Source organism: Myxococcus sp. NMCA1 (assembly GCF_026810205.1).
GTDB classification, from domain to species: Bacteria; Myxococcota; Myxococcia; order Myxococcales; family Myxococcaceae; genus Myxococcus; species Myxococcus xanthus_A.
Genome location: NZ_CP113950.1, coordinates 1025307 through 1043165, shown reverse-complemented (window position 1 = coordinate 1043165; position 17859 = coordinate 1025307). Strand labels below are relative to the sequence as shown.

The following is a 17859-nucleotide window of genomic DNA, read 5'->3' as shown; positions in this document are numbered from 1 at the left end:
CCCGTCTCCGGGTTGCCTGACGGCTACGGCCGCTCCGCCGGGCTCTGCGAGTTCTGCGGCTGACTCGCGGCGCGGACGATGAAGTCGCTCCCGTTGTCGTCCGTGTCGTGGCCGTTGCCAGCCAGGGCATCGGCGCCGCCCACCGCCATGGTCTCCGCCGTGGAGTTCGGACGCGCCTTGCGCTCGAGGCTGCCGCCCGCGCCCGGGTGGGCGGGGGCCGCGCTGCCCTCGGGCTGGTTCGCCGTGCCGTAGCCCACCTTGTCCACCGTGTTGGGGTCGTTCAGGTTGTCCGCCGCGAGGTTCGGGCCGATGCGGACGTGGCCGCCGCCCGACGTCGAGGCCGACATGTCGAAGGCGTATCCCACGTCCTTCGTGACCGTCCCGGTGTAGCCCGAGTTGTGCGCGAGGAGCAGGTAGCCGTAGGCCTTGATGACCGTGCCGTCCGGGATGTCCACCGAACCCGAGTAGTTCGTCGTGCTCGCCGCGCTCTTGTACTGGACCTTCCAGCCGTTCAGCGTGATGTCCGCGCCCGTCGGGTTGTAGAGCTCGATGAACTCATCGTTCTGAGCCGTCGCGCCGCGCGCGGAGATTTCACTGATGACGATATGGCCGACGGCGGGACGCTCCGCGATGGTGATGTCCACCCCGCGGGTGACGCCCGCGTAGGACGCAATCAGCCGTCCCTGGGCATCCTCTTCGCCCGCGGCGAACGTCACGGTGCCCGTCGTCTGGCCTTCCGCGATGCTCACCGTCGAGCTCGACAGCTCGCCCATGCCCGTGGCGGGCTCCAGCGCCACGTCCACCGTGATGCCACCCGCCGGCGCACGACGATCCAGCGCCACCGTGAAGACCTGCTGCGTGCCGAAGTAGACGGTGGCCACCGCCGGCGTCACCGCGCTGAGCGCGGGCGGAGGCGGAAGCACCGTGAGTTCGGTGGTCTGGGTGATGCCGTACAGCGTGGCGTACACCGTGCCCGTGCCCTCGCCCTGCGCGTCCGCCGTGAAGGTGAAGGTCACCTCCGTGGCGCCCGCCGGAATCGTGGCCGAGGCCGGCACCGTGCCGTAGTTCTGCACGCCCGCCCCCGGCACCACCGCCAGCTCAACAACCGTGTCCTGCGCGGCCGGACGGTCCACCGTCAGGGTGAACGTCTGCGTCCCGCCCGCCGGAATCGTCACCGCCGAGGACGGCGACAGGGCCGTCAGCCGCGGCGCATTCTGGTCCAGCGTCACGGTGGCGCTCGCGCTGCTCGCACCGATGCTCGCCGTCACCGTGCCGGGCTCGGTGGCCGTGGCCGCCGAGTCCGCGATGAAGGAGAACACCGCCTCCGTGGCGTTCTCCGTCACGGTGAGCGTGCCGTTCGCCGGAACGAAGGTGCCGAAGCCCGTCGCCGGATTCACGCTCAGCGCCATGGTGGCGTTGGCAGGCGCCGGACGGTCCAGCCGCACGGTGAAGACCACCTCGCCGCCGGGCACCATCGTCACGTCACCCGGGGTGACACCTACCACCTCGGGCTGCTCGTCGGCACCCAGCACCCGGACGGTGGCCGTCTGCGTGGAGCCGCCCAGCGTGGCCGTCAGCGTCACGCTCTGCGCGGGCGCCACCGCGTTCACCTGCACCGTCGCGGACGTCTGACCCGCGGGGATGGTGATGCGGCCGCCCTGCACGCTCAGCGCGCTCTCGTCGGAGGAGGTGATGACGACATCGAGGGCCTCTGCGTAGGCGGACGACAGCGTCAGCGTCAGCGCCTGCGGGAAGGTGTTCACCGGGCCCGTGCCGCCCACGCGCGCATAGCCGTTCGGACCGAAGCCCGTCAGCGACGGCGGCGGCAGCGGCATGTCCGCCTGGAAGCGCGGCACCAGCTTGGAGTCATTGAAGTTGTACGTCAGCACGCCGCGCAGCGCGCCGAAGCGCGTGCCAATGGACGGGACCGGGAAGGCATAGGCCTGGTCGTCAATCATCAGACCCGGCTGACCGGCGTCACCCGCCTCGTTCACCAGGAACTGGCCGAACTCGTCCACCCCCGTGTTGACCGCCACGTCGCGGACCTCCACGAGCACGCCTTCCAGCGCGGCGGCACGCGGGCCACCGGTGCGGATGTCGGCCGTCGTCACCACCACCGGCGCGGGAACCTCGTTGCCGGAGCTGCGCTTGACGTACTTGACCTCGGTCAACTCGGGCAGGCCGAAGTAGAGGAGCAGCACGCCCGTGGTGATGTCGATGCGATCACCCACCGCGAGGTCGCCCTTGGGCGAGAACACATAGAGACCGGAGTTATCCACGCTCGTGCCCGAGGGCAGCGGATACGTCTGCACCCAGTAGCCCTGGGAGCTCGCGCCGCCCTTCACGACACCGGTGACGACGACGTCCAGGATGGACACCGGCTTGCCCACCAGCGGCAGGCTGCCGCCCACGGGCGTCTTCAGCTCGTGAATGGTGGCGGGGCAGCCCAGGTCGCCCGGGTTCGGAACGCTGGAGCACGCGTCACACGCATCACCCTTGCCGTCGCCGTCCGCGTCCGCCTGGTCCGGGTTGGCAACGAACGGGCAGTTGTCCAGCCACGTCACGATGCCGTCGTGGTCATCGTCGCCCACGGTGAACGACGTGCAGGCGTTACCCGCCTCCAGCGGGCAGGGGTCGCACGCGTCGCCAATCCCGTCGCCATCCGAGTCCGCCTGCTTGCCATTGTCCATGGGGCGGATGGGGTTGAAGATGGTGGGGCAGTTATCGGCGGCGCCCACCAGGCCGTCGCCGTCCGGGTCCGCGGCGCGAACCTCGCCCGTGTAGCTGGTGGAGTTGTTCACGACGGCCGGCCAGCGCGAGTCCAGCGAGGCACGGCGGGGCGCACACACCGGCTCGTTCTCCGGCGTACCGCACGCGAACAGCGGGTACTTCGCCGTGGCGCCCGACGTCAGCGCCGCCAGGTTCTTGCCAATCTCGGACTGGAGGCAGACTTCCTTCGAGGTGCCGCACACGTCCAGCGTGTCGCAGGTATCCGCGCCGCGGAGCCCGGCCATCAGCGCCTGGTCACCGTAGAGCGGCTTGCCACCCCGCATCGTGAGCACCACGTGTTCGGGGTTCGAAGTGATGACCGCGCGGTGCGGCGAATGGGCGAAGGTGCGCAGCTGGAAGATGGCCAGGTCGGCCACCTTGCCCTCGGCGATGCGGCCCGTCTTCTCGAACGTGTCCACCAGGTCCGACGCGTTCGACGTCACCATGCGCCAGAGGTCCTCGTCGCTGAAGGTCCGCGCGTAGTGCGAGGTGTTGAGGTAGTCCGCGCACTGCAGCTCGCGCAGCAGGTTCATGGAGCCGGAGCGCAGCCAGTCGGTGCCCAGCGCGATGGTGACACCCTGGTTCTTGTAGACCGTCACCATGGCCGTGTCGCCGTACAGCGAGATGTTCGAACGGGGCGACCAGATGAGGCCGGTGCCATTCTCCGCCATGACGCGAATCTCCTTCGCCGTCAGGCCGATGCCGTGGATGACGGCGGTGCGCGGCTGCATCACGTTGTTCTGGCCCGTGGACAGGCAGAGGAACTCGTTGAGCGCCGCGGTGGAGATGCCCTCGGAGATGTGCGGCAGGTACGCGGCCGAGCGCGGCAGCGAGTTCGTCGTCGGCATCGAGCCGTAACCACAGCCCGACGCAATCAGGTTGCCGCTGGTGTCACCCAGCGGGAACGTGTCCGAGTTCACCACACCCTCGCCCAGGCCCTCCTGGAGGGCGGTGTTGTTCACGTCCACGTTGCGCAGCAGGCCGGCCTGGCCACCCGCGCCCGCCATGGAGGTGGCGCCCGCCATCATCTGGCGCAGCTCGCCCCAGCGAACGTTGTCCGCGGCGCTGGCCGCGGGGCTGTTGATGCGCGTGTGGCCGTTGCGGCCGGTGCGCCACTCGTGGCGGTGCTCGTAGCGCTCCTCGGAGCCGACGTACGGCTCCATCGGATACGTGATGTGCTCGTGCGGATTCACGAGGCCCGGGGAGATGACACCACCGGGGCAGGAAACCTGCGTGGCCTCGGCGGCGCCCGCCGCGGCGGAGCAATCACAGGCGGCGCACTGGATGACACCCTGCGCATCCACCAGCACCTGGCCGCCCACCAGCGTCTCGCCGTCCTTCAGCACCACGCCCGTGAAGAGGCGCGCGGCGGAGCCCGGCTGCGTCACCGCGCAGGTGGCGCCGTCAGGAAGCGCGGGCGCGTTGGCCGCGGGGCATTGGGTCAGCGTCGGCGTGCAGTTCGCCTGACAGCCATCACCGTCCACCGTGTTGCCGTCGTCACAGACCTCTTCGCCTTCCAGCTTGCCGTTGCCACATACCGCGCCCGGCGCGGGCGTCGGCGTACAGTTGGACTCACAGCCGTCGCCGTCCACCTTGTTGCCGTCGTCGCACTGCTCGCCCTGCTCGACGACGTTGTTGCCGCAGACCGCTTGCGGGTTGCAGCTCGCCCCCTCACAACCAGGCTCGTCGCCGCATCCAGCGTGGAAGAGGAGGACCGCGCCTAGCGCGGCGAGTAATAAACGTGGGGACATTCGCATCTCGTGGGTCTCCCGGCGGAGCCGGCCGGAGGGAAGGTGACAGGTCCTTGGCACGCGAAGAGCGTACCCCTTGAAACATTTCAGCGACACCTGACCGCACAGGTCCAGTTCCCGAGCGTCCGCCCACCCGAATGTGCCGTGGAGTACGCCGCTCGCCTCACCTCAAGTACGGGACGTTCAGTGCCTACCTGTCGGACTGGCCCGCACCCTGTTTTGACGCACCGCGAGAGCCCTGCGCGCAGGCGCCGCACGCGCTACAAGCCGCTGCACGTTTCAACACCGGGAGCCCGCGTCATGGACGTCGCCGTCCTCACCTTCGAAGGCTTGCCTCAACTCGATGCCTTTGACGCATCGCTGCTGCCCGCGCTCGCGGCCCTGGGCGTGGAGGCCCGGCCCGTCGTCTGGGATGACCCGGCCATGGACTGGAAGACGGTGCGGCTGGCCCTGGTGCGCAACACGTGGGACAGCCACCTGCGCCGCGACGCCTTCGTCGCCTGGGCGGACAAGGTGGGCCGCCTCACGCAGCTCCACAATCCCGCGCCCGTGCTGCGCTGGAACACGCACAAGCACTACCTGCGCGAACTGGAGGAGAAGGGCGTGCTGGTGACGCCCACCACCTGGGTGCGGAAGGGAGACACGCTCGATGTGGGCGAGCTGGCGATCAGGCACGGCTGGGACGCGGTGGTGCTCAAGCCCGCCGTGTCCGCGGGAGCGCTCAAGACGCACATCTTCCCGCGCGCGGAGGCCCACGCCGCCACCGCCCGGCTGGCGGAAATGACTCGCGACGGCGACGTCATGGTGCAGCCCTACCTCACCGCCTTCGAAACGGAGGGCGAGCGCAGCTACGTCTTCTTCGACGGCGTCCTCAGCCACGCGGTGCGCCGGCCACCCACGCTGCTGGACGCGCCGCGCGGCTTCTCCGAGCCCACCGCCTTCACGCCCGAGGACGCGGCCGAGCTGCGGCTGGCAGAGTCCGTGCTGGAAGCGGTGGGCCGCCCCCTGCTCTACGCCCGCGTGGACGTGGCCACCGACAACGCGGGCCAGGCGCGGCTGCAAGAGCTGGAGGCCACCGAGCCGCGCCTGTTCCTGTCGCTCGATGCGGGGGCCGCGGGCCGGCTGGCCCGCGCCATCGTCGCGAAGCTGTGAGGCCAGACTACAGGCCGCACACCGCCGGGGCCGCGTTGCGGAAGTTGCACAGCAGCTTCGGCAGGCGCCGCTTCCAGAAGGCCCAGTCGTGCTCGGCGCCGGGCTCGTTCCAGTGGGCCACGCCGTAGCCGCGGCCGCGCAGCGCCTCCACGAACTGCAGGTTGGACTGGCAGTCGTCCCCACCCTCCTCGCCGTCCCGCGCGCAGCCCGCCACGGGCGAGCCGTGGTCCACGTAGAAGCGCACCGGCACCACCGGCTCCTGGCCCGCGCGGAGAATCATCGCGTTGCCGTCGTCGCGGTCCACCTCCCCGTCGTGGGGCCAGAACAGCGTGCCGGACTGGGAGCCCACGAAGCCGAACTTCTCCGGCATCTGGAAGCCCGCGTAGACGGAGATGAGGCCGCCCAGTGACGCGCCGGCGATGCCCGTCTCCCGCGGGCCCGTCTTCACGCGGTAGGACGCCTCCACGCGCGGCATCAGGTCGTCGCGGATGAAGGCCAGGTAGTCATCCCCGCGCGGCGTGGGCCAGCCCGGCGCGCGCGCGGGCGGGAAGGTGTACTGCGCCAGACGCACGGACTGGTCCGGCAGCGCCACGAAGACGAGCACCGCCGAGTCCTCCGGCCGCGCCGCGTAGTGCGTGTCCGCCGCTTCCGCGAAGGACTCGCGCGTCAGGCTCTCGTTGCCGTCGTGGAGGTACATCACCGGCAGGGCCGGGCACTCCCGCCCGTCATACGCCGCCGGCGTGTAGACGAAGACGTCGCGCACATCCCCCAACACCGTGGCGGGCACGCCGTACCACGCGGTGAGCCGGCCTTTCGCGGCGTCCTGGAGCTCCGGGTAGATGAGCGAGTTGAACTGCCCCACGTCGTACCGGTTGAAGTTGTCCCACGCGACGTGGCGCGCGCCCGGGTCCGCGATGAAGTCTCCGTCCTTCACCAGCTTGTACGGCTGCGGGCCGGTGCGCGGCACCTCCACCTCCGCCACGTACAGGTCGGTGTCCCGAACCTGCACCAGCGGCGTGGCCGTGGCGGACCAACCGTTGAAGTCACCGGCGACGAAGGTGTCCCGGCCGGCCTCGCCTCGCACGAAGAAGGCCACGCGAGGACGACCCGCCTTGACGTCACTCACCAGGGGCCGGCCGCCCTGCTCCTCCACCTCCGCCACGAAGCGGTCGATGGCCTCCGTGCGCTGCGCGGAGGACGTGGCGCGGCTCATCTCCAGTTGCAGCCGGGTGAGCAGCCTCATGGGCGCGTTGTGCACCGTCGTGCTCCGCTGGCAGGCCCACGGCTCCTGGGGGCCCGCGTCCGGGCGCGTGCCGGCGTCCGGGTACGTCTCCGTGGAGGGAGGCGGCGGCGTGGGAGGCGGTGGGGAATCGTCTTCACAAGCCGCCAGCACGGCAGCGGCGCAGAACACGGCGGCGAGCAGGCGACGCATCGAATCTTCCAGGAGGCGGGGATGCCTTGTCCGGGGGACAGGAGCCGGTCGCGGGTGTACTACAGGGGTCGGCCCGGGCGCGAGTGGGGCATCCCACCCGGCATCTGGCCATTCGTTGACATCCCATGGCCCCCCACGCGCACGTTCTCGGGCCGCGACGGGGGAGGAAGGCTATTCAACCCGCATGGCTCGCGCTCTGCTGCTCTCGCTGCTCGTGAGGCAGCACATGGCTCTCAAGGAGAAGTTTCGCGCCAAGTACCCACACCCGTGGCTGGTGTGGGAGGCGGGCGCTTGGAATGTCCCCGAAGTGGTGGAGGGCAACGTGGCCGCCACGCGGCTGCCGCTGACGGACCTGCGGGACTGCCTGCCCGCCGGTGACGCACTGTGCTTCGAACTGGTGGGCCACACGGACGGCAGTCCGCTGCGGCTGGGCCGGGCCTCGAACAACGCGCTGGTCGTCAATGACGCCACCGTGTCGCGCGAGCAGCTCCACCTGTCCCCCACCCTGGAAGGACGCTGGACGGTGACGCGCGTCGCCGCCTCCCGGCCGGTGACGCTGGGCGGCACAGCCCTGGAGCCGGAGCAGCCCACCGTGCTCCAGCCCGGCGCGCAGCTTCATGTGGGTGACGTGCGCCTCACCTTCCACGAGGCGGAGGACTTCAACGAGCGCATTGGCCGCATCGCCGCCCAGGTGCTCGCCCAGACGGCGGCGCCCCGCTGAGCGGGCCCAGGCCCCGCCTCCCAGGGCGGGGCCACCGCGACACCTACTGCGTGACAGGGCGCGCGCGGCTCTTCTTGTCTGTCGCGCGCTGCGTCCCGGCCGCGGGCTTCTGCCGGGGCGAAGGCAGCGCCTTCACCAGCGGCACCTCCAGCTCGGCGTGCTTGTCCAGGTTCACCATCCGCTCCAGCGGGGCATAGCCGGCCAGCTCCACGCGCAGGCGCAGCGGCGCGGACTCACCGGACACCTGCTTCACCAGCGGCGTCACGCCCAGCAGCTCGCCCGTGTCCAGGCGCAGCACCTGCGCGCCCTCCGGGAAGGAGCGCACCGTGAGCGTGACGGGCGGAAGCAGTTGGAGCGCGGCGGCGGGCGCGGCCGGAGCTTCGGCGACAGACCGGGCCACGACGTCGGCCGCATGGGCCACTGGGGCCGCGGCGGGAGCGGGCTCCGGCTGCATGCCGGACCAGGTGACCACCGCGGCCACCACCACCAACGCCGCGGTCCCCACCGTCACCACCGCCCGGCGGTGCCAGCGCCCCGTCACCGCCACCCGCACCTTGTGCGTGGGCCGCTCGGAGGCCTCCAGCGCCAGCTCCGCGGGCGCGGGCGTCAGCGCCTGGGCGGACGCGGGCAACAGGAGGAGCGCTGTCGTCACCTCCGCCAGGCTCTGCGGCCGGGCCTCGGGCTCCTTCGACAGGCAGCGCATCACCAGCTCCGCCAGTTGCGGCGGCACGGGCTCACCGGACGGCAAGTGCGAGGGCAGCGGCGGCGGCGGCTGGGTGATGATCTGCACCACCAGATGACCAAAGGCCGGCGCCTGGAAGGGCGGCTTTCCGGAGATGAGCTCGTAGAGGATGTTGCCCACCGCGTAGATGTCGGAGCGCGCATCCACCGGCAGGCCCGCGGCCTGCTCCGGCGCCATGTACGCGGGCGTCCCGATGATGGTGCCGTCCACCGTCCCGGTGGTGCCCCCCTCGGCGGTGAGCAGCTTCGCCACACCGAAGTCCAACACCTTCACGAAGTCCGGCTGGCCCGCGCGGTGGATGACGAAGAGGTTGTCCGGCTTCACGTCCCGGTGCACCACGCCCACCTGGTGGGCCGCGCCGAGCGCCGCGCACACCTGCACCACGAAGCGCTGGATACGCGCCAGCGTCAGCGGCTCCGCCTGCGCCAGCGAGCTCAGGCTCTGCCCGCGCAGCAGCTCCATCACGCAGTAGACGTGCCCGCCCGTCGCGCTCTCGTCGACGAAGTCGAAAATCTCCACGATGTGCTCGTGGTTGATTTGATTGACGGTGCGGGCCTCCTGGAAGAAGCGCCGCACGAAGCCGCCGTCCCGCGCGTGCTCCGGCCGCAGGACCTTGAGCGCCACCTGGCGCCCCAGCCGCGTGTGCCGCGCCTGGAACACCCGGCCCATGGACCCTTCGCCCAGGAACTGCTCCAACTGGTAGTTCCCCAGCGTGGAGCCCTCCTGGAGCTCGTCACTGGCTCGGGCCCCCGCGTCACTCACGGTGGCCTCGGCCCTGGACTGCACGGTCTGCATGAAGGCGTCATCGGAGCCCATGGTGAGAAGAAATTTCCATGTCCGGGGCAAACAGCAACCCTGGATCTGCACTCTGTCTTCCCAGGGACGCCACCCACCCTCGGTGATTGCGGGATGGCGGACAGTGACGCGCGGGAGCCGGATTCATCACAGACAGACTCCGTTCACCTGGCAGCGAGGATAATCGTTTTCGTCAGCCGACCTGAGAGGCCCGCACTGCGTATTTGTGGGGCAGTCCGCGCGGTCCGCGCAGTCCACGAGCCCGTCCCCGTCATCATCCTCGCCGTTGGTGCAGCTCGTCTCCGTCTTCGAGCCCCCCTGGCACACGCACTGCGAACCACACGACTGGCCGTCGCAGTCCGCGCGGTCCTGGCAGTCCGTGAAGCCGTCCCCGTCGTCGTCCTGACCGTTGGCGCAGTCCAACTCCTGCCGGCGCACGCACTCGCCATTCACGCAGTCCTGGAGGAAGGAACAGTCATTGTTGCAGGCGCCGCAGTGGCCCGGGTCCGTCTTCAGGTCGAAGTCCTCGTCCACCGCCCCGTCGCAATCGTCATCCAGGCCGTTGCAGGTTTCGAGGCCGGGCAGCACCTCCCCCACGCATGCGATGCTCGCATCCCGGGTACAGATAGACTCACCGGCGTGACAGAGACCCACGTCGAGCGTGCCTTCCGGCCCCGTGTAGCAGGCTGTCTCCAGGTTATCGACCAGGCCGTCGCAGTCGTCGTCCAGGCCGTTGCAGACTTCCGCGGGGTCCGGCAGGCAGCAGTACCGCGGCCCGTTGTCTGGCAGGGACGTGCAGACATAGCCGTCACCGCCGCAGTCGGCGGTCTCCGTGCACGTGTAGGGCACGTCGTCCGGGAAATTCACCGTACAGCCCACCGCGCCCGCGACGAGCAACAGGCCACACCACACGCGCAGCCGGGATTCGAAGGTCTTCATAGGCTCTAGAAACTCCCGCCGACCATGAGGTGCAGGGACGTGGAGGCGCCGCCGCTGCTTCCAGGCGCCACGGACGTCGATGCGGGCGCGCTGCGCGCGGGCACCACCACCAGCCACGCCACGCTGCCCGCCGTCACCGCGCCGCCGCCCACCAGCAGCGCCGTGGCCAGGTTCGCCTGCGACTGCGCGTCCAGCCGCTCCTTGCGGGTGACGTCGAACACGCCATCCCCATCCGCGTCGCCCCCGCGCTTCTCCACGTCCTTGGCGGCCATGCCCATCACCACACCCGCGCCCACCGCCGCCAGCCCCAGCAGCGCCGTGTAGAGGGCGGGCCGCTTGAACAGGGACTTGCGAGGCGCCTTCCGGGAAGACGCCACGCCAGCCACGGAATCATCGGGAGGCCCATCCGGCGCCGGGCCGGAAATCTCCAGCATGACGTCCACCGTCTCGCGTGCGCCGGGCTTGAGCTCCAGGGTGCGCGCGTGGGTGCCGTACTCGTCCGCGGACACCTCCAACACCACCGGACCGGGCGCCTGGCGCACCTCCACGCTGCCCACGCCCACGATGCGCTCGCCCACCTTCACCACCGCCTGCGGCACGTTGACGTTCACCGTCAGCATCGCGCGAGGACGGGCCAACGCCGTCAGGCTCTTGGACAGCATCGCGGCGGCTTCGTTCACGAAGTCCTCGTCGCGAGGGTTGCGCCCCGTCACGAAGTCCTCGTGCACCACGCGGCTGTCCCTGTCGTAGGTCCACGTCCGCAACGTCCAGCCCGCGTCCTCCAAAGACAGACGCGCGGTGGTCAGCAGGTCCGCGTCCAGCAACTCCGCGGGCTCGGCGAAGCACGCGGCCTCCGCGCAGCGCACCGCCGCGTCGTGGCCCTCCGCCAGCCGCTCACGCGTCTCCACCAGGTCCGACGCCTGCGCCACCATGGCGGAGGACAGCGCCCCGCGCGCCAGGGCCTCCACCCAGCTCGACGCCTGCTGCGCGCCCGCGCGCTCTGTCGCGTAGAGCCCCACCAACGCGAAGCGAGGCAGCAGGTCCGCGTTGGGATTGCTGGGACGCAGGTCCAACCCAATGTCCATTCCCTGCTGCTCGGCGGGGGCGTCCGAGGTGAGGTCCAGACCCAACCCACCCTGCTCCTGAGCCCACGAGGGAGCAGCCAGCAGCGCGAGCGCCAGCAGGGCGGTGACGGGAGCAACGGGAATACGCATGGCCCCCTTGTATCGCGACGCTCCGCGCAACGGAATGAGGCGCCCGTGGCGCCCTCAGTCCCCGCAAAACCCGTCAATGGCGCGCGGTCTGGCTGCCTGCCCTGCGCTCGGCGGGCGTGCGGCTCGTCTGGGGAAGCTTGCCTTGGCCCCGAGGGGTCCGCATCTCCCACTCTATAGCGCAAGGAGATGCACGACATGGCGAATGGGACGCTCTGGATTCTGGTGGGGAACGCAAGCCGGGCCCGCCTCTTCGCGACGGACGCGAAGGCGGAAGAGGACTGGCGGCTGGTGGAGGAGTTCCACCACGACGAGAGTCGGGCCCGTCAGGCAGAGCTGATTGAGCAGGCGGACAACCCCAATGCCGGCACCCTGCACGGCCCGCCGGCGGAGAACGAGCCCAATGGGCGACGGGAGTTGGAGCACGACCGCTTCGCCCGCGAGCTGTCCGTGTTCCTGGACAAGGCACATGACCGGCACGACTTCGACAAGCTGGTCATCGCGGCGCCGCCGGGATTCCTGGGGAGGATTCGCCGCTCGCTGAGCGCCCGGGTCCGGCAGCGCGTCCTCCTGGACGTGGACTCGGACTACTCCAACGTCCCGGCGAAGGAGCTGCCCAACCGGGTGCCTGTCATCTGAGCAGGCAGGCGCGGGGGTGCCCTGGAGACGCGGGGCTCTGCTATAGGACGGGAGCCGACCTTTCTGGGAGGCCCCCGCACGCTGCCCGCCGCGCCACATGGCCCTTTCTCTTCCTGGAACCCAGTCCCTTCGTGGACGCCTCACGCTCTACGCGACGCTGCTGTCGGTCGTCCCGCTGCTGACGCTGACCTGGCTCCAGGCCCGTAGCGCGCGGCAGGTGATGGAAGAGCAGATTCACGCGTCGCTGCTGAGCGAGGCCGAAGGCGTGAAGGACCTGCTGGAGTCGACGCTGGCCGAACGGGAGGCGAGCGCCCGCGGCTGGGCCGAGGACCCCGCGGTCCGTGCCGCGCTGCGGGGTGACGTGTCGCCCGCCGACGCCATGCTCGGCGTGCTCCAGAGCCGCTACCTCACCCTCAACGGCATCGTCGTCTTCGACGACACCGGCCGCGCCATCTCCGCCAATACCCCCGCCCTGCGCGACGAATACCTGCGCCGGCAGGACGAGGTGCGGCGCAGCCCCTGGTTCGCGGAGGCCCAGCAGGGGCGCACCAGCAGCGAGGGCATCACCGAGGAGCACCCCATCTTCACCGGCCACGTGCTGTCGCTGGCCTTCCCGGTGCTGGACCCGGTCTCCAAGCACCGGATGGGTGTGCTGCTGGCCGCCTTCGACTGGGCGCACGTGGACCAGTTGGTGCAACCGGCGCTGGCCCGTGCCCATCAGCGCGCACTGAAGAGCTTCGCGATTACCCTCCAGCGGCCGGACGGCACGCCGATGTACGACTCGCGCGGCGCGAACGCCCAGGGCAATGACGCGCTGCTGGCCGTCACGGCCGTCAACGGCACGGACGTGCGCGACGTGGCCGACGGCTGGCACTTCGTGGCGCGCGTGGACCCGGCGGAGGCCTACGCCCCGGTGGTGCGCGTGAGCCGGGTGGCGCTGTTGATGGCGGTGGGTTTCATCGTGCTGGCCGTCGTGGGCGCGTGGCTGCTGTCGCACCGCATCTCCGGTCCCGTGCTGGCCCTGCGCGCGGCGGTGACGCGGCTGGTGAGCGAGGGCGACCTCACGCAGACGCTGGACGTGAAGGCCGGCAACGACGAGGTGGGCGAGCTGGCCGGCGCCTTCGGCCTGCTGGTGTTCCAGCTGCGGGAGACGGCGCAGAGCCTGCACACCGGCACGCGAGTGCTCAGTGAGACGGTGGCGGAGCTGCAGACGGCGTCGACGCAGCAGGAGCGCAACGTGGCCCGTCAGGCCGCGGCCCTCCAGCAGACGCAGGTGACGGCGCAGGAAATCAAGCAGACGTCGATGCTGGCCTCGGAGAAGGCGGAGGACGTGCTCAAGCGCGCCTCCATGGCTGAAGAGGTGGGACGCGCGGGCGAAGGGGCCATCCGGGACAGCCTGGGCGGCTTCTCCGAAATCCTGTCCCAGGCCGAGCAGATGACGGAGCGCATCGCCCAGCTCAACGAGCGCACGCAGCAGATTGGCGGAATCACCCAGACAGTGAAGGACCTGGCGGACCAGTCCAACATGCTGGCGCTCAACGCAGCCATCGAGTCCGTCCGCTCCGGCGAGCACGGCAAGGGCTTTGGCGTGGTGGCGCGCGAGATTCGCAGCCTGGCGGACCAGTCCATCCAGGCCACGGACCGGGTGCGCGAAATCCTGGGCGATTTGAGCAGCGCCATCCTCTCCACCGCGAAGATGACGGAGCAGGGCTACACGCATATGGAGAGCGGCCTGGAGCAGGTGCGCGGCACCGGCGAGCGGCTGAAGGAGCTGGCCGCCATCATCCAGGACAACGCCACCGCGGTGCGGCAGATTGCCGGCGCGGTGAGTCAGCAGAACGCGGGCATCGCCCAGATTTTCAGCGCGGTCACGGACCTGTCCTCCATGATGAACGACACCCAGGAGAGCCTGGCGGCCACTACCCGGGCGGCGAAGCTGCTCCAGGATGTGTCCGAGCAGATGCAGGACGTGGCCCGCGCTTATCGCATCTGAAGGAGCATGCATGGCGCAGGTGAAGGCAGTGCTGCTGGACCTGGGCAACGTCCTCGTCTTCCACGACAACACCCTGCTCTTCTCCCGGCTGGGTGCCCGCGCGGGCCTGGAGGCCGCGGAGGTGGCCCGGCGGCTGACGGGCGCGGGGTGGACGGACGCCAACCGGGGCGTGCTGGGCGCGGAGGGCATCCGCCAGGACGTGTGCCGCGCGCTGGACGTGGACCTGCCCATGGCGGAGTTCGCCCCGCTGTGGAGCAGCCACTTCACGCTGCATGACGCCGTGTTGCCTCGCGTGGAGTCGCTCTTGGGCCGGGTGCGCGTGGGGCTGGTGTCCAACACCAACGCGCTGCACGTCGCCTACCTGCGCCCGCTGCTGCCGGTGCTCCAGCGCTTCGACAGCGTGGTGATGAGCTGCGAGGTGGGCCACGTGAAGCCGGAGCCGGACATCTTCCGGCTCGCGCTGGCGGGCGTGGGCTGCGCCCCGGAGGAGGCCGTCTTCTTCGACGACCTGCCCGAATTCGTCCAGGCCGCCGAGGCCGTGGGGATTCAAGGCCGGCTCTTCACCACCGCCGATGCCTTCGACGCGCAGCTCAAGGCCCTGGGTCTATGAAGCTGAGCGGATACGTCCTGCACCGGAACAACCGGGACACGCTGGAGCCGTGCCTGCGCGGGCTGCTGGCGCTCTGCGATGACGTGGTGGCGCTGGACTCCGGGGCCACGGATGGCTCAGCGGAGCTGGTGCGTTCGCTGGGCGCGCGCTCCGTGTCCCATACGTGGCGGGGCTACGGCGCCGCGCGCGAGGCCGCGGTGAACGCCCTGGCGCCCTGTGACTACGTCTTCTTCCTCGACTCGGACGAGCTGCTGGGACCCGAGGCGGTGGAGACACTGCGAGCGTGGAAGGCCTCTTCGCCCACGGAGGCCGTGTACCGGCTGCCCCGCCGCGACTGGGCCGAGCTGGGAGCGCACCGCTTCCGCTACCGGACGCAGTGGCGAGCGCGGCTGGTGCGCCGGGACAAGGCCGTGTGGCGGCCGGAGCAGATTGTCCACGAGGCCCTGCCGAAGCTGGCGGGCGGACGCGTCCACGCCTTCATCGAGCACCGCTTCGCCACGTCGGTGGAGTACCGCGCGCAGAAGGAGGACCGTTATGCCCTGCTGTGGGCCCTGCGCGCCCATGCCGAGCAGCGCGGCCTCAAGCCCGTGGGCGTGCAACGCCTGGCATCCTGGGCGCGTGACTGTCTGCTGAAGGGGGCGCTGTGGCGCGGCGGCGCGGAGGCCTCCCGCCTGGCATGGGCGGTGGCGGGTTACCACGCCACGAAGTACGCGTACCTGCGCGAGCTGCGCCAGGGCCGCTACCCGGAGTTGGTGCGGCTCTACGCGGAAGGCCGCTACGACGCGCTGTTCGCGCGCGTGCGCGACGGCGCGCTGGGCTGACAGCCATGACCGAAGCGTGACGAAACGACCGCACCGCCATGGCCCTGGCGGTGTGCGGGCTCCCTACGGTGGCGTCCTTCCCCCGACGTCCTCCGAAAGGTCTGCTCGCGATGTCCCCTTCCCTTCTCCCCCGGTTGTCGATGTGGGCGGGCTGCTGCGCCCTGGGTCTGCTCGGCGCGTGCACGAGCGTGAACACCGCCCCCGCTGCCGCGTCGCTGTCCGTGCGTGAGCTGAACATCGTCGACGAGCACGGTCAGGCGCGCATCCGCATCGCGGCGCCCATGCCCGACCCCAAGGGGCTCAAGCGCGCGGTGACGGCCTACGGCATCCAGTTCATGAACGCGTCCGGCCAGGAGGTCGGCGGGCTCGGGATGCTCGACAGCATCGGCATAAACGGCCTCTGCTTCGACAGCGAGGAAGGCTACGAGGCGATGTGCATGGGGCTCATCCAGGGCAAGCCCAATATCACCTTCCGGCACGACTGGAAGGAGCGCATCGTCATCGGCGTGGAGGAGGGCGTGGCGAGCATCGTCCTGCATGATGCGAAGGGCACGCCCCACCTGAAGCTCGCGGTGGACCAGGACGGCGCCACCCGAATCGAAGAGGTGACGCCGGCCCCCGCGAGCAGGTAGCGCGCTTGGAGCGAAGGCTCATTCGTACTTCGGGATGCCGGGCTCGCTCCGGCCTTCCTCGGTCCACTTCTGGAGCGCGGGCAGCGCGAGCACCGCGTCGCGGTAGGCCGCGCTCACCGCGTCCAGCGCCACGTCGTAGGTGACGAAGCGGGTGACGACGGGCGCGTAGAAGGCATCCGCGATGGAGAAGCGGCCGAAGAGGAAGGGCCCGCCCTGGCCGAAGCGGCCGCGACAGTCATTCCAGAGGGCCTGGATGCGGGCGATGTCCTCCGCCACGCCGGGCGCACGGCCCTTGCCCGGGCTGCGCGCGCGCAGGTTCATGTTCATGTGCTGCCGGAGCGCGCTGAAGCCGGAGTGCATCTCCGCGGTGACGGCGCGGGCCACCGCGCGAGCCGCCGTGTCCTGGGGCCACAGCTGGGCCTGGGGGAAGGCCTCCGCGAGGTACTCACAGATGGCCAGCGAGTCCCAGATGGTCAGGTCGCCGTGCTGGAGCACCGGCACGCGCTTGCTGGGGGAGTACCGGGCAATCCGGTCATCAGTGTCCGGTGCAGCCAGCGGAATCACTACCTCCTGGAAGGGCTGTCCCGTGTGGGCCAGCGCGAGGTAGGGCCGCAGGGACCAGGATGAGTAGTTCTTCGAACCGACGACGAGCGTGAGCTGGGGCATGGGGCGGCCTCTATAACGCCGCTCGCCCAGGCCCGCCCGCGCTTGTGCGCGTCAGTTCGCCGCGCTCCGGCGCCCCCAGAAGGAGCGCATGCGCGACAGCAGCGGCATCCGGCGGCGGTGCTCGGGCGGGTCGATGCGGTAGACGGCCACGGGCAACCGGATGTTCTTCATCTCGCCACGGCCCAGGCGAACCGGCGGTGAAGCCAGGCGGCCTTCCACCTGACGCGCCACCGTCTCGCTGACATAGAGCGTGCCGGGACGGGCCAGCGCCTCGATGCGCGCGGCCAGGTTGACGCCTTCTCCAAACACGTCACCGTCGCGGTGGACCACCATGCCCAGGTGGACACCCACACGGAGGACGACCCGGCGCTCGGCGGACACGTCTCCATTTCGGGCGTCCAGGACGCGCTGCAATTCCAGACCGAAGTCCACCGCCGCGGGGCCGCCCTCGAACTCCAGGAGGAAGCCATCCTCCAGCCGCTTCACCTCGCGCCCTCCATGGCGCGGCAACAACTCACGGACGAGCAGCGCATGCTCATCCCGCATGTCGTTCTGGAGCGATTCGTCACGCCATGAGAGCCCATCAGGGCCTTCAATGCCCGTGAAGAGAATCGCCGATAGTTTCCCGGGTTCTGGAGCCTCCACCACCATCGCGCATCTCCCCTTTCCCCCCGGCACTGTCAGCGATGCTACATCACACAGGGCCCCCGGTCCCAGCCGAGCCCCCCTCCCGGCTGGAACCGGGCCCTGGACGGCCGTCCGCCCCGGGGGGACGTGGCCGTACACGGTGGGTCCACCGGCGATGACAGGCTCCCCCCGAGGGCCCCTTGCCCTCCCTGTGCCCGCATACGCTCGGTGTTCGACATGACAGGAACCGACGTGTCAGTCCTCATCAGGATACGTAATCCCTGACGCGCCGCACCAACGCCCTGCTGCGTCCTGTCCGGGCGTGTCGGGCCTCGAACTCAGCAGGTCGGGTTCGGTCC

14 protein-coding genes are annotated in these 17859 nt (G+C 70.3%); 7 read left to right on the top strand and 7 right to left on the bottom strand.

The window, feature by feature from the left end:
- Positions 1-23 precede the first annotated feature (23 nt).
- Positions 24-4526, bottom strand: coding sequence for a lamin tail domain-containing protein (locus tag OZ403_RS04575; protein WP_268783563.1), 4503 nt, complete (start codon positions 4524-4526; stop codon positions 24-26).
- Between the two features lie 294 nt (positions 4527-4820).
- On the opposite strand from OZ403_RS04575, the gene OZ403_RS04570 reads away from it, so the two are divergent.
- The gene (locus tag OZ403_RS04570) at positions 4821-5672 is read left to right on the top strand and encodes an ATP-grasp domain-containing protein (protein ID WP_268783562.1); all 852 of its coding nucleotides are present in this window, start codon (positions 4821-4823) and stop codon (positions 5670-5672) included.
- 7 nt (positions 5673-5679) lie between these two features.
- Here the strand turns inward: OZ403_RS04570 and OZ403_RS04565 are convergent, their stop codons facing one another.
- On the bottom strand, positions 5680-7104 hold the full coding sequence (locus OZ403_RS04565; protein WP_268783561.1) for an alpha/beta hydrolase: 1425 nt from the start codon (positions 7102-7104) through the stop codon (positions 5680-5682).
- Between the two features lie 184 nt (positions 7105-7288).
- Here OZ403_RS04565 and OZ403_RS04560 point away from each other — a divergent pair, with 184 nt between their 5' ends.
- Positions 7289-7825 (top strand): FHA domain-containing protein, encoded by a 537-nt coding sequence (locus tag OZ403_RS04560; RefSeq protein WP_140853087.1) that lies wholly within the window; start codon positions 7289-7291, stop codon positions 7823-7825.
- Positions 7826-7868: 43 nt separating this feature from the next.
- Here the strand turns inward: OZ403_RS04560 and OZ403_RS04555 are convergent, their stop codons facing one another.
- From OZ403_RS04555 to OZ403_RS04545, 3 genes are all read right to left on the bottom strand, one after another.
- Positions 7869-9383, bottom strand: a complete 1515-nt coding sequence (locus OZ403_RS04555; protein ID WP_268783560.1) for a serine/threonine-protein kinase — start codon at positions 9381-9383, stop codon at positions 7869-7871.
- 126 nt (positions 9384-9509) lie between these two features.
- Positions 9510-10301, bottom strand: a complete 792-nt coding sequence (locus OZ403_RS04550; protein WP_140853085.1) for a MopE-related protein — start codon at positions 10299-10301, stop codon at positions 9510-9512.
- 5 nt (positions 10302-10306) lie between these two features.
- Complete coding sequence (locus OZ403_RS04545) at positions 10307-11515, bottom strand: hypothetical protein (RefSeq protein WP_268783559.1); 1209 nt, start codon at positions 11513-11515, stop codon at positions 10307-10309.
- Between the two features lie 195 nt (positions 11516-11710).
- On the opposite strand from OZ403_RS04545, the gene OZ403_RS04540 reads away from it, so the two are divergent.
- The 5 genes from OZ403_RS04540 (at position 11711) to OZ403_RS04520 (ending at position 16207) form a co-directional block, all read left to right on the top strand.
- Complete coding sequence (locus OZ403_RS04540; protein ID WP_140787601.1) at positions 11711-12151, top strand: host attachment protein; 441 nt, start codon at positions 11711-11713, stop codon at positions 12149-12151.
- Positions 12152-12248: 97 nt separating this feature from the next.
- A complete protein-coding gene (locus tag OZ403_RS04535; protein WP_268783558.1) occupies positions 12249-14144 on the top strand; it encodes a methyl-accepting chemotaxis protein in 1896 nt (631 codons plus the stop codon).
- Positions 14145-14154: 10 nt separating this feature from the next.
- A complete protein-coding gene (locus OZ403_RS04530; RefSeq protein ID WP_140787597.1) occupies positions 14155-14754 on the top strand; it encodes an HAD family hydrolase in 600 nt (199 codons plus the stop codon).
- Positions 14751-15575 carry a glycosyltransferase family 2 protein gene (locus OZ403_RS04525; RefSeq protein WP_268783557.1) on the top strand — a complete coding sequence of 275 codons (825 nt, stop codon included), beginning with the start codon at positions 14751-14753 and terminating at the stop codon, positions 15573-15575. Before OZ403_RS04530 ends, OZ403_RS04525 begins: the two co-directional genes overlap by 4 nt.
- 38 nt (positions 15576-15613) lie before the next feature.
- On the top strand, positions 15614-16207 hold the full coding sequence (locus OZ403_RS04520; RefSeq protein ID WP_268783556.1) for a hypothetical protein: 594 nt from the start codon (positions 15614-15616) through the stop codon (positions 16205-16207).
- 18 nt (positions 16208-16225) lie between these two features.
- Here OZ403_RS04520 and OZ403_RS04515 read toward each other — a convergent pair whose 3' ends face one another.
- Positions 16226-16873 (bottom strand): glutathione S-transferase family protein, encoded by a 648-nt coding sequence (locus tag OZ403_RS04515; protein WP_268783555.1) that lies wholly within the window; start codon positions 16871-16873, stop codon positions 16226-16228.
- A 51-nt stretch (positions 16874-16924) separates the two neighbouring features.
- Entirely contained in the window at positions 16925-17524 is a 600-nt protein-coding gene (locus tag OZ403_RS04510; protein WP_140787589.1) for an adenylate/guanylate cyclase domain-containing protein, read from the bottom strand.
- Positions 17525-17859: the final 335 nt, after the last annotated feature.